Consider the following 12,121-nt stretch of genomic DNA (forward strand, 5'->3'; position numbering starts at 1 on the left):
CATCAAAGGAGGAGACCCGGCAAAGCCGGGTCGGGGGACAGCCGCGGAGCAGAGCGCACCGGGTCCGCGAGCCGCAAGCCGCAAGGTGCGCCTCTGAAAACCTAGCGAGGCACCCGCCGCGCAAGCAATCGAGGCACCACCAGCACCACCAGCACCACAGCCAGCAAGGTGGCCGACATGGGCCGCTGCAGGAAGACCATGAAACTGCCCTCACCGATCGACAGCGCGTTGCGCATCTGCGCCTCGGCCATCGGTCCGAGGATGAGGCCAACGATCACCGGCGCGGTCGGGAAGTCGTAACGGCGCATCACCACACCGAGCAGGCCCAGGCCATACATCAGGAACAGGTCGAACGCGCTCTGGCGCATGCCGTACACGCCCACCGTGGCAAAAATCAGGATGCCCGCATAGAGCTGCGGCCGCGGGATCTTCAGCAGCTTGACCCACAGGCCCACCATCGGCAGGTTGAGCACCAACAGCATCACGTTGCCGATGTAGAGCGAGGCAATCAGGGCCCACACCAGCGCCGACGAGGTCTGGAACAGCTGCGGGCCGGCGTTGATGCCGTAGTTCTGCAGCGCACTCAGCAAGATGGCCGCCGTGACCGAAGTGGGAATACCCAGCGTGAGCAGCGGCACCAGCGTGCCCGTCACAGCGGCGTTGTTCGCCGCTTCGGGCCCGGCCACGCCTTCGATGGCGCCCACGGTGCCGAACTCGGCCTTGTGCTCGGGGCTGGCCAGCTTGCGTTCGGTGGCGTAGCTCAGGAACGTGGGAATCTCGGTGCCGCCTGCGGGGATGGTGCCGAACGGAAAGCCGATGGCCGTGCCGCGCAGCCAGGCGGGCCATGAACGGCGCCATTCGCTGCGCGTCATGTGCACCTTGTTCATCTTGTTCATGCTGGCCTCGCTGCGGCCTTCGTAGAGCGCGTTGTACAGCGCCTCGGCCACGGCAAACAGACCCACGGCCACCAGCACCACTTCAATGCCGTCCATGAACTCCAGCACCCCCCCGGTGTAGCGCACCTGGGCGGTGATCTGGTCGATGCCGATGAGGCCCAGCGCCAAGCCGAAGAACAGCGCCGTGAGGCCGCGCAGCGTGCTCTGGCCCAGCACCGCGCTCACCGTGGTGAAGGCCAGCAGCATCAGGCAGAAATATTCGGGTGGGCCGAGCTTCACGGCGAACTCGGCCAGGATGGGCGCAAACAGCGTGACCAGGATCGTGGCGATGGTGCCGGCAAAGAACGAGCCGATGGCCGCGCTGGCCAGCGCCGCGCCTGCACGGCCACTCTTGGCCATCTTGAAGCCTTCGAGCGCGGTCACCATGGTGCCGGTTTCGCCCGGTGTGTTCAGCAGGATGGAGGTGGTCGAACCGCCATACATGGCGCCGTAGTAGATGCCGGCAAAAAAGATCATCGAGGCCGTGGGCTCGACCTGCCCGGTGATGGGCAGCAGCATGGCCACCGTGACGGCCGGGCCGAGGCCCGGCAGCACGCCAATGGCCGTGCCCAGTGCGCAGCCGGCAAAGGCCCACAGCAGGTTGATGGGAGTGCCCGCCGTGGCGAAACCTGCGAGCAGCTGGTTGAAGGTGTCCATCATGGTGAAGTGGCCTCGGGGTTCAGATCCAGCCGCTGCCGGTGATGCCTGGCAGGTTCACGGCCAGCAGTTTGGTGAAGAGCCAGTACACCGGCGCGGAAATGGCCACGCCGATGAGCGCGTCCTTTACGGTCTGGCGCACATCGCCAATGGGCTTGCCTTCGCTGGCCCGCAGGCCGCGCACGGCCAGCGCGAAGCACAGCGAGCAGCTCAGGATGAAGCCGATGGTGGTGATGAGCGCTGCGTTGAGCAGCACACCCGCCGACACCCAGGCCAGCGCGCGCCAGTCGCCGCGCGCCGCGCCCGAGGGCTCTTCCATCTGGCGGTAGCCACCCGTGAGCACTTCGCGGATGAGCATCACGCCACACACCGCCAGCGCCGCACTCACCACCCAGGGCAAAAAGTCAGGGCCCACGCCGGCATAGCCCGCGTCCGATGGAATGGCCATCGCACCCACGGCCAGCACGGCGGCCACGATGAGCGCGCCAATGCCCATGGCCAGCTGGCCAGCGCGATGGCGGTTGGGGGAGGAGGAGGAATCGTTGTTCATATCGGTAGTCCTGACCACAGTGGGCTCACATCGCAACGCAGCCCATCCAGAGACATCGAGGGTCCGGCTCCGCCGGCCCAAAACGCCGTCCCCCTCCCAGCGCCGAAGGCGCGCCAGAGAGGGGGAAGCCGCGCAGCGGCGCAGAGGGTGCTTTCGATCTCTAGACCATCCCTGCGCGCACCATCGTCGCGCGCAGCGACGAAAAGTCCTTGTCCACGAAGTCGTCGAACGCCTTGCCGGTCAGCAGCGCGGGCGTCCAGCCGTTTTTCTCCAGGGCAGCCGCCCACGACTTGCTCTGCGTGGCCTTGACGATCATGGCGGTGAGCGCGTCGCGCTGCGCCGGCGTGATGCCGGGCGCGCCGTACACGCCGCGCCAGTTGCCGATCTCGACGTCAATGCCCTGCTCTTTCAGCGTGGGCACGTCGATGCCCTTGACGCGTTGCGCCGACGTGACCGCGATCGCGCGCATCTTGCCGCTCTCGATGTACTGCTGGAACTCGCTGTAGCCGCTGCCACCAATGGTGACGTTGCCACCCAGGATGGCGGCGGTGGCTTCACCGCCCCCACGGAACGGCACGTAGTTGATCTTGGAGGCCGGCACGCCGACCGACTGCGCGATCTGCGCGGCGGCAATGTGCTCGGTGGCGCCGCGCGAACCGCCGCCCCACTTCACGCTGCCGGGGTCTTTCTTCAGCTGCTCGACCACGTCCTTCATGGTCTTGAAGGGCGAGTTCGACGGCAGCACGAACACGTTGTATTCGGTGGTCAGGCGGGCAATGGGGGTCAGCTGCGTGATCGACACCGGCGGCTTGCCGGTGATGATGCCGCCGAGCATCACGGCGCCCATCACCATCAGGGCGTTCGGATCGCCCTTGCTGGCGTTGTAGAACTGGGCCAGGCCGATGGCGCCGGCCGCGCCGCCCTTGTTGTCGTAAGTGACCGATGCGGCCACGCCAGCGTCGCGCATGGCGTCGCCCAGCGCGCGCCCGGTGCCGTCCCAGCCACCGCCCGGATTGGCCGGGATCATCATCTTGATGTTGGCATTGGCCCAGGCGGCGTTGGGCAACGCGCCGGCGGCGGCCAGGGCCGCCAGGGTTTTGAGGAAGGTGTCACGACGCATGGCTTGTCTCCTTGGATGTGGCTGAACCGATGTGCGTATCTTCTGCCCGCACGCTGTCAGTTCGCTGTCCTTCTGATAGGGGGAAACCCTAGGAATCAAGCCCGCGCCGTGCCTGCTCAGAAGCGGTGGCGAATGCCCACCTGCATGCCGTTGGAGCTGCTGCCGGCCACCGGGCTGTTGAAGCCGAGCGCCGCCGCCGTGTCGTTGGACACCGCCGTGACGTGGGCGTAGAGCGAGGTGCGCTTGGACAGGTTGTGGGTTGCCTGCAGGGTGTAGATCTTGGCGTCGTCGCTGGCGGCGGCGGCCGAGCCATTGACGTTCTTGGCCTGTGCAGCGCCCACCGAGACCACCGTGTTCTCGCCCACCTTGAAGGCGGCGGCCACACCCAGGAGCTTGAGCTTTTCCACGGCCTTGTCTTCGACGTCGTAGTAGCCGGTGAGCTTGACCGGACCGAAGTCGTAGGCGCCCACGAACAGCAGCGCGTCCCTGCCCTGCTTGCCCGCCAGCGCGCCGTCGGCGTCGGCCACCTGCATGAGGGAGAGGCCCAGTGTCCAGGGGCCCTGTGCGTACAGCGCGTGCGCGCTCACCTGCTTGCCGAAATCGGCGCTCGGGTTGGTGCTCACGCGCTCGTCGCCCAGGCTGTACTGCAGCTGGAACACGGTGTTGGCGATGGTGGGCGAGACGTAGGTGATGGCGTTGTCCACGCGGTTGTAGTCACCGTTGCCGATGATGGGCACCACGCTCACGACGTCGTACACCTTGGTGCCGATGATGCTGGCGATGTCGTCCATGGGCGTGTACTGACGGCCCAGGCGCACCGTGCCCCAGCCGCCGCCCAGACCCACATAGCCCTGGCGCCCGAAGAGGCGGCCGCCCTGGCCCAGCGTGCCCACGTCGGCGTTGAAGCCGGACTCCAGCAGGAAGGTGGCCTTCAGGCCGCCGCCCAGGTCTTCGGTGCCCCGCAGGCCCCAGCGCGAGCCCTGCTGCTGGCCGGAGGTCACGCGTGTGAGCGAGGTCGCGCCCTTGACGCGCTCCAGCGCCACGTCGACCACCCCGTACAGGGTGACGGACGACTGCGCGCTCGCCACGCCGCTGACCAGGCCCAGCGCCGCCAGCGCGATTGCATGCTTCTTCATGAGGAACTTTCGTAGTGAATGGGAGTGGCGATGCTCGGCGCGGGGGCTGTCAGTTCGCTGTCCAACCGATCCGGACAAACCCTAGGCGGCGGGCGGTCCACGCGCACGCACCCGGCATTGCGTGGCCATAATCGGCCGCCATGAAGCTGCTCCTGATCGAAGACAACGCCGCCATGCAGACGACCTTGCGGCGCAGCTTCGAGCGGCGTGGCATGCAGGTGCTGAGCTGCGAAGACGGCGCGCGCGCCCTGGCGCTGTGGCAGGCCAGCCTGCCCGATGCCGTGCTGCTCGACCTGAGCCTGCCCGGCCTGGACGGACTCGAAGTGCTCAGCCAGGCGCGCGCGGCGGGGCTGGCCACCCCGGTCATCGTGCTCACCGCGCGCGGCACCGTGGGCGACCGCATTCTGGGCCTGAACACCGGGGCCGACGACTACATGCCCAAGCCGTTCGACCTCGATGAACTGGAAGCCCGCGTGCGCGCGCTGGTGCGCCGCTCGGGCAACGCCGACAGCGCCAGCACATCGCCTGCGCGCGGGCCCGCGTGGTGCGGCATGCAGGTCGACAAGGACAGCGGCGCGGTCTACTTCAACGCCCAACCCATGGAACTCGCACCGCGCGAACTCGCGCTGCTGCAAGCCCTGCTGGGCAAGCCGGGGCACGCCATTGCGAAGGAACGCCTGTTCGAACTGGTGTTCCCCGGCGAAAGCCAGGTGCAACCCGAAGCGATCGAGGTGGTGGCCTACCGGCTGCGCAAGAAGATCGCGCACACCGGCGCGCAGCTGGTCACGCTGCGCGGCCTGGGCTACCTGCTGAAGGCCTCCGCTTGAAGCCGGCCACGCCTGCTCCTCGCCCCCGCGCGATCTCGCTGCGCCGCACGCTGCTCATGGGCATCCTGCTGCCGGTGTTCGCCTTCGTGCTCATCAACACCGTGGTGCTGTATGAGCAGGCGCTCGACGCGGCCGACACGGCCTACGACCGCACGCTGCTGGCCACAGCCAAGTCGCTGGGCGAGCAGCTGCGCGTGACCGGCTCGGGCGACAACGTGCGGGTGGAATCCACCCTGCTCTACTCCGCACTCGAAGCCTTCGAGGCCGACAACCGCAGCCGCATCTTCTACCGCGTGAACGGGCTGCAAGGCGAAATGGTCTCGGGCTTCAATGACTTGCCCGACTGGCGTCGCGACCTTCCGCAGGAAAACCTCTACGCGGCCCTCGTCAACTTCTACGACGACGAATACCGCGGCGTGCCGGTGCGCATGGCCGTGCTGTTGCAACCGGTCTCGGGCGTGTACGAACAAGGCATGGCCACCATCCAGGTGGCCGAGACGCTGGAGCTGCGGGAAACGCTGGCACGGCAGATCCTGATCGACACACTGTGGCGGCAAGCCGCCCTGGTGATCGTCATCGCGCTGGTGGTGGTGTTTGTGGTGCAACGCGCCACGAGACCCGTGCGCGCGCTCAGCCACGCGCTGGGCATGCGCACCGAAAACGACCTCACGCCGCTGACCACGGAAGGTGCGCCGCGCGAGTTGCTGCCCCTGCTCGACGCGACCAACCAGCACATGCAGCGCCTGTCGCACCTGCTGGAACACCAGAAGCGCTTTGTGCGCGACACCTCGCACCAGCTGCGCACGCCGCTGGCCGTGCTCAAGACCCAGGTGCAATCGGCACGCCGCGGCGATGTGTCGCCTGAGCAGGCGCTGGATGAAATCGGCCACACGGTGGACCGCGCCACCGAGCTGGCCAACCAGATGCTGGCGCTGGCCAAGGTGGAGCAGCTGCGCCAGGACGGCCAGGCGCCGGTGACGGAGTGGTCGGCGGTGGTGCGCGACGTGGCCCTGGACCTCTCGGCCCTGATTGCCGAGCGCTCGCTGGATTTCTCGATCGACACGCAGGTGGCCCCCGTGCCGGCGCATGTGTGGGCCCTGCGCGAGCTCAGCCGCAACCTGCTGCACAACGCCATCAAGAACACGCCCACAGGCTCTGCGCTTTCGGTGGCCCTGGTGGTGGACGCGCACACCGCGGCCCTCACCATCCGCGACGAAGGCCCCGGCATTTCGGCCGCCCTGCGCGAGCGGCTCTTCCAGCCCTTCGCCACCGACCAACGCTCGGCACCCGGCGTCTCGGGCTCCGGCCTGGGCCTGGCCATCTGCCGCGAGATCGTGGTCTCGCTGGCGGGTGGCATCGAACTGATCAACCGCATTCAACAAGGCCGCGTGATCGGGCTGGACGCCACCGTGCGCCTGCCGCTGGCCACCCACACCCCCGCCGCATGAAATCTGTTCCCCATGACGCCACCGGCAAAGTGCGCCTCGACAAATGGCTGTGGGCCGCGCGCTTCTATAAGACCCGCAGCCTGAGCAGCGAGGCCATCGACAAAGGCCACGTGCGGCTCAACGGCCTGCCCGTCAAGCCCTCACGCGACGTGAAGCCAGGCGACACACTGGAGTTGCGCATCTCGCAGGAGCTGCGCACCGTGGTCGTGCGCGCCCTGAGCGGGGTTCGGGGACCTGCCACCGTGGCCGTGCTGCTCTACGAGGAAACCGCGGAATCGATACAGCAGCGCGCCGCCGCTGCCGAGCTGCGGCGCCTGGCGCCCGAGCCAGCCCACAGCCAACCCATGGGACGCCCCACCAAGCGCGATCGCCGCCACATCGATGACCTGCGCGAAACCCCGCCGCGTGGTGAGTGGAACGAGCGCTGGAGCGCGTCGCTCGACGACACGGACTAGCCTTCAGCCCTTGCGCAGGCCCAGCCACATCACCGTCGCCACCACCACCAGCCCGCCGACCACCTGCACGGGCGCGATGGTCTGGCCAAGGATGGCCCAGGCGAGCACCAGCGCAAAGATGGGCTCGATGTTCATGATGGCCGAGTTGCCCACCACGCCGAGCTTGGGCAGCACGGTGAACATGACCGTGAAGGCCGTTCCGTACAAAAACGTCAAGCCCGCCAGGCCCCACCAACCCACGGGCGCGGTGGGCAGCGCCAGCCCGCCCTGCGCCGTGGCGGCCACCAGCGCCATCACGGCCACGGTGCCCATCGTGGCGGCCGTGCGGAGGCGACCATCGAGCCCCTCGGTCTCGTGCTGCGTGAGCACCAGCGCCATGCCGAACGTGGCGCCAGCCGCCAGCGCAAATGCCACGCCCACCCCGATGCGTGCCCAGTGGCCCGACGCCCCCAGCCCCGATGCAGCACCCGAGACGTCCAGCGCCAGCGCCAGGCCGATCAGCATCACCGGCATGGCGCGCAACACGCGCGGTTGCGCACGCTGCCCGTACACCACGCGCGCCCACAGCGCCGTCCACAGCGGATAGGTGTTGAAAGCCAGCAGCGCCAGCGCCACCGGCAGGCGCGCCACGGCCGCATACAGGCACAGGCTCTGCACCCCCACCAGCAGGCCAATGGCGGGCAAGGCCTTGCGGTGCCGCGCCTGCAGCGCCACAGGCACGCGGTAGGCCACCAGAATCGCCGCCACCACCAGCGCCGTGACCGCGCTGCGAAACGCCACCGCGGTGGCCACGCTCACACCGTGGTCAAACGCCAGGCGGGCAGCCACGTGGTTGGCGCCCATCATGAATGCGATCAGCAACAGCGTGGCGAAGGCGGTGGTGCTGATGCCACCGCTGGGCGAGGGGGACTGGGTCATGCGGCCGATTGTCGGCCAGGTCGGCTCAGGGCGCTGTCGTCTCAGCGCAGCTGCTGGCCGAACAGGTAGGTCATGTTCACGCGCCGCGCGTCATAACGGTCCACAAAGCGGATGGTGTCGGTTTCGTGGAACAAGGCGGAGTTGAACAGCACCGCCCGGTTGCACCGGTGCGGCACCGTCACGCAGCCGGCGCCGTGCTGCTTGAGGAAGTCATAAATGCGCGCGCTGTCGGTGTTGTATTGCTCAAAGGTCCAGTCCGCGGGGGCCGGCACGTCGTACACCTTGAGCCCGCCACTGTCGGGGTCGAGGTTGTGCTCGCTCGGTGCGATCCAGAAGTTGAGGTTCACCTTGGCAAAGTCCGCGTGCACATTGATGCCCCGCGTGATCGCAGGCTCGTACTTGAAGCCCCAGAGCTGCGTGAGCAGGTAATCCTTGAACACCCTTGGCATGCGCTGCTTGAGCTCGCGCGCCAGCTGCAGGTGCAAGGGGCTGTTGAAGCCCCGGTTGGCAAAGGCACCCAGGTAGCTGTTCGCGTACTCGCCATGCCACACGCGTGAAGCGTGGGCAAAGTCCTGGAAGGCTTTGAGTGCCGGCACCGACAGGAAATGGTCGATCGTCAGGATCTCGGGCGTTCCCGCGAGGTAGGCCTCTTCGAGCGAGCGCCAGTCGTTGTCGGGATTCAACACATCGGGCATCGACGCGGGCATGCCGTGGATCCAGGGCGCGCACAGGAACTCCTGCAGCGGGGCCAGTTCGGCGGGGGACACGCGCAGCGCGCTCACACCCGTGGCGCCGCTGACCTGCTTCAACAATGCGGCACCCGTTTTCAGAAAGGCCGGCAGACCAGGGACCTTGTGCCCATGCGCCTGCAACCACTCGGCTTGCTGCACGTCGTGCTTGAGCTTGAAGGCGCTGATCGTGAGCCCGGTGTGCCGCAGCGACGGCGCGCGGTAAGTGGCCTGCAGGTAGACGTCCAGGCTCTTGCGACCGGCCGCAATCACGCGCGGCGTGTCCACGCTGTCGCTGAGCACGGTGGCGGCCAGATTGGTGTGTGCCTGCACCAGCGCAGGTGCCTGGGCAATCGCCCGTTCAAAGCTGGCCACCGCATCTGCCGTGCGGTCCAGCAACTTGAGGGCGCTGCCCCGCTCCACCCAGGCCAGGGCGTGCTGGGGATGTGCGACGCTGGCGCGTTCAGCGCAGGCCAGGGCCTCCTCATAGCGCCCCAGTGCGGCCAGCGCGTTGCTCAGGTTGCACAGCACCACGGGGTTGTCCGGCTCATGGGCCAACGCGCTTTCGTAGCTGCTCAACGCCTCGGCATGCCGACCCATCTTCTGCAGCACGTTGCCCCGGTTGCACAGCAACGCGGTGTGCTGCGGATGCGCCTGCAACAAGCGATCAAAACAGGCCAGCGCCTGCGGCAGCTGCAGCAGCTTCTTGTGCAGCAAGCCCAGGTTGATCCCGATGTCCGCGTCGTCAGGGCGCAGGGCGAGGGCCAGGCCATAGGCCACGAGCGCCTCGCCATCGCGCCCCAGCTGCTGCAGGGTGAAGGCGAAATTGTTCTGCGCATCGGCGTTCTGGGGCTGGGCTTGTGCGGCGCGTCCGAAGTACCCCGCCGCTCGCTCGACATGCCCCGCCTGCGACTCCAGCAGCCCGAGGTGGTAGAGCACCGAGAAATCTGTGGGCGCCATCCTGAGCACGCCCTCGTACAACGTGCGCGCGTTGTCGAGTAAGCCCTGGGAGTGAAAGTGCACCGCCAGTTGCATCTGGTCGGCGGTCGCGAGGGAAGCGTTCATCGCGGATGTCCTAGACGGTCAAAACAACACCGCACACACGCACGGCACAAACTGCAGAACGTAAAAAAAGCCCCACTGCCAAGGGCAGTGGGGCTTGATGTTCAGAAGCCCGCGTCTGGGCGCCTGGCCATACTGGCGGAGCGAGAGGGATTCGAACCCTCGATGAGGCTCTACACCCCATACTCCCTTAGCAGGGGAGCACCTTCGGCCACTCGGTCATCGCTCCGGAAGCTGCGTATTATGCCTCAACTCACCCGGCATTTCCCTCTAAGGGAGGGTTCAGCCGGCGATGGTGTCGGCGGTCTGGTCGAGGTCGAACTCGCGGTGCAGCGAACGCACGGCCAGCTCCATGTATTTCTCATCGATCACGACCGAGGTCTTGATCTCCGACGTGGAGATCATCTGGATGTTGATGCCCTCCACGCTCAGGCACTTGAACATGCGACTGGCCACGCCCACATGGCTGCGCATGCCGATGCCCACGATGCTCACCTTGCAGATGCGCGCGTCGCCCACCACCTCGGCGGCACCCAGTGCGGGCACCACTTTGGCCTTGAGCAGGTCGAGCGTCTTCTGGAAGTCGTTGCGGTGCACCGTGAAGCTGAAGTCCGTCTTGCCGTCCTTGCTCAGGTTCTGGATGATCACATCGACCTCGATGTTCGCATCGGCCACCGCGCCCAGGATCTGGTAGGCGATACCGGGGGTGTCGGGCACGCCGAGCACTGAAATCTTGGCTTCGTCGCGGTTGAACGCAATGCCGGAAACGACGGCTTGTTCCATGTCTTCGTCTTCCTCAAAAGTGATCAGGGTGCCGGAGGCGGCTTCTTCATTCAGGTCGATATCCCAGGGCGTGAAGCTGGAGAGCACGCGCAGGGGCACCTTGTACTTGCCGGCAAATTCCACCGAGCGGATCTGCAGCACCTTGCTGCCCATGCTGGCCATCTCCAGCATTTCCTCAAAGCTCACGCGCTGCAGGCGGCGGGCTTCGGGCACCACGCGCGGGTCGGTCGTGTAAACGCCGTCCACATCGGTGTAGATCAGGCACTCGGCCGCCTTCAGCGCAGCGGCCACGGCCACGGCGGAGGTGTCGCTGCCACCGCGGCCCAGGGTGGTGATGTGGCCTTCAGGATCGACACCCTGGAACCCCGTCACGATGACCACCTTGCCGGCCGCCAGATCGGCGCGGATGCGCACGTCGTCAATCGATTCGATGCGGGCTTTGGTGAACGCGCTGTTGGTTTTGATCGGCACCTGCCAGCCCGCGTAGCTCACCGAGCCCAGGCCTTCGGCCTGCAGTGCAATGGCCAGCAGCGCGGACGAAGCTTGCTCGCCCGTGGCGGCCAGCATGTCGAGTTCGCGGTTGTAGGCGCTGTCGGTCTTGCCGGGTGCGAGCTCCTTGGCCAGCCCCAGCAAGCGGTTGGTTTCACCGCTCATGGCACTGGGCACCACCACGAGCTGGTGCCCGGCCCGGTGCCATTTGGCCACGCGTTTGGCCACGTTGCGGATGCGCTCGGTCGACCCCATGGAGGTGCCGCCGTACTTGTGAACTATCAAGGCCATCGGGAGGGATTGAATTGGGTTGAACGCGGCCCGGCAAACGTGTGTTTGCGAGGCTTGCCGGGGCTTGGGGTGCCCGCTGGGCAACCGCGAATTATATCGACGCCATGTACCGAAGGCGTTCACCGTCGCGCACCACGGCCCCACTGGCCACCTTGAGGTGGATGCGGTGGCCACGTGTCGTGCACGCCATGATCTGGTCCAGCAACTCCGCCATCTGGGCGGTGCTGGCAGCCCCGCTGGACTGCCCGCGCAGCCAGTGCCGCAGCGCATTGGCCTGACGATCGCGAGAGAGCGACTGCAAGGCAACAATGCAGGGCGGCGTGCCGGTGTGCGCAAGATCGACCAGGGCCAGCTCGTCGAGCAGGCGCTGAGCCTGCGCAGCGTGGGTGGCCGAGCGCGCCAGCATGGGACGAAATCCCGGGAAACAGGCGTCCCATGCGGGTGTCAGCACCGCACGGATGCGGTTGCGGGTGAAGCGCTGATCGGTGTTGGTGGGATCGTCCACGAAAGCATGGCCAGCGGCCTGCAACCACTCGCGCAGCGCCGCTGAAGGCAGACCCAGCAGGGGCCGGCCGAACGCCATGCCGTGTCGATCAAAGCGCTCGGCCATCGCCGCCAGACCCGGCAATCCGGCACCCCGGCTCAGCGCCAGCAGCACCGTCTCGGCCTGGTCGTCGGGGTGGTGCCCCCGGAGCCCCCCGGCCGCCCCCGCCGGCCGGGCC

At 67.2% G+C, this 12,121-nt stretch carries 11 protein-coding genes and 1 tRNA gene; 3 read left to right on the forward strand and 9 right to left on the reverse strand.

Annotated features, from left to right (window positions below):
- Window positions 1-101: 101 nt before the first annotated feature.
- The 4 genes from KXJ60_RS00110 to KXJ60_RS00125 form a co-directional block, all read right to left on the reverse strand.
- On the reverse strand, window positions 102-1,592 hold the full coding sequence (locus tag KXJ60_RS00110) for a tripartite tricarboxylate transporter permease (RefSeq protein WP_291123102.1): 1,491 nt from the start codon (window positions 1,590-1,592) through the stop codon (window positions 102-104).
- A 22-nt stretch (window positions 1,593-1,614) separates the two neighbouring features.
- On the reverse strand, window positions 1,615-2,142 hold the full coding sequence (locus KXJ60_RS00115) for a tripartite tricarboxylate transporter TctB family protein (RefSeq protein ID WP_291123076.1): 528 nt from the start codon (window positions 2,140-2,142) through the stop codon (window positions 1,615-1,617).
- 160 nt (window positions 2,143-2,302) lie between these two features.
- Entirely contained in the window at window positions 2,303-3,262 is a 960-nt protein-coding gene (locus tag KXJ60_RS00120; RefSeq protein WP_291123079.1) for a tripartite tricarboxylate transporter substrate-binding protein, read from the reverse strand.
- A gap of 116 nt (window positions 3,263-3,378) precedes the next feature.
- Window positions 3,379-4,398 carry a porin gene (locus KXJ60_RS00125; protein WP_291123083.1) on the reverse strand — a complete coding sequence of 340 codons (1,020 nt, stop codon included), beginning with the start codon at window positions 4,396-4,398 and terminating at the stop codon, window positions 3,379-3,381.
- Window positions 4,399-4,538: 140 nt separating this feature from the next.
- Here KXJ60_RS00125 and KXJ60_RS00130 point away from each other — a divergent pair, with 140 nt between their 5' ends.
- Genes KXJ60_RS00130 through KXJ60_RS00140 form a run of 3 tightly spaced genes read left to right on the forward strand, consistent with a single transcriptional unit; the run spans window position 4,539 to window position 7,128 of the window.
- On the forward strand, window positions 4,539-5,225 hold the full coding sequence (locus tag KXJ60_RS00130; protein ID WP_291123086.1) for a response regulator transcription factor: 687 nt from the start codon (window positions 4,539-4,541) through the stop codon (window positions 5,223-5,225).
- A 56-nt stretch (window positions 5,226-5,281) separates the two neighbouring features.
- Window positions 5,282-6,673: a sensor histidine kinase gene (locus KXJ60_RS00135; protein ID WP_291123104.1), complete on the forward strand. Its 1,392-nt coding sequence runs from the start codon at window positions 5,282-5,284 to the stop codon at window positions 6,671-6,673.
- Complete coding sequence (locus tag KXJ60_RS00140; protein ID WP_291123089.1) at window positions 6,670-7,128, forward strand: RNA-binding S4 domain-containing protein; 459 nt, start codon at window positions 6,670-6,672, stop codon at window positions 7,126-7,128. Before KXJ60_RS00135 ends, KXJ60_RS00140 begins: the two co-directional genes overlap by 4 nt.
- Window positions 7,129-7,131: 3 nt before the next feature.
- Here KXJ60_RS00140 and KXJ60_RS00145 read toward each other — a convergent pair whose 3' ends face one another.
- The 5 genes from KXJ60_RS00145 to KXJ60_RS00165 form a co-directional block, all read right to left on the reverse strand.
- Window positions 7,132-8,046, reverse strand: coding sequence for a DMT family transporter (locus KXJ60_RS00145; protein WP_291123091.1), 915 nt, complete (start codon window positions 8,044-8,046; stop codon window positions 7,132-7,134).
- Between the two features lie 41 nt (window positions 8,047-8,087).
- Entirely contained in the window at window positions 8,088-9,839 is a 1,752-nt protein-coding gene (locus KXJ60_RS00150; protein WP_291123094.1) for a tetratricopeptide repeat protein, read from the reverse strand.
- Window positions 9,840-9,972: 133 nt separating this feature from the next.
- A tRNA-Ser gene (locus tag KXJ60_RS00155) sits at window positions 9,973-10,065 on the reverse strand.
- A gap of 53 nt (window positions 10,066-10,118) precedes the next feature.
- Window positions 10,119-11,399, reverse strand: coding sequence for an aspartate kinase (locus KXJ60_RS00160; RefSeq protein WP_291123096.1), 1,281 nt, complete (start codon window positions 11,397-11,399; stop codon window positions 10,119-10,121).
- Between the two features lie 91 nt (window positions 11,400-11,490).
- On the reverse strand, window positions 11,491-12,121 hold a 631-nt coding region (locus KXJ60_RS00165), incomplete at its 5' end, for an ATP-binding protein (RefSeq protein ID WP_291123099.1).

This window comes from Hydrogenophaga sp. (assembly GCF_019264445.1).
Lineage (GTDB): Bacteria > Pseudomonadota > Gammaproteobacteria > Burkholderiales > Burkholderiaceae_C > Hydrogenophaga.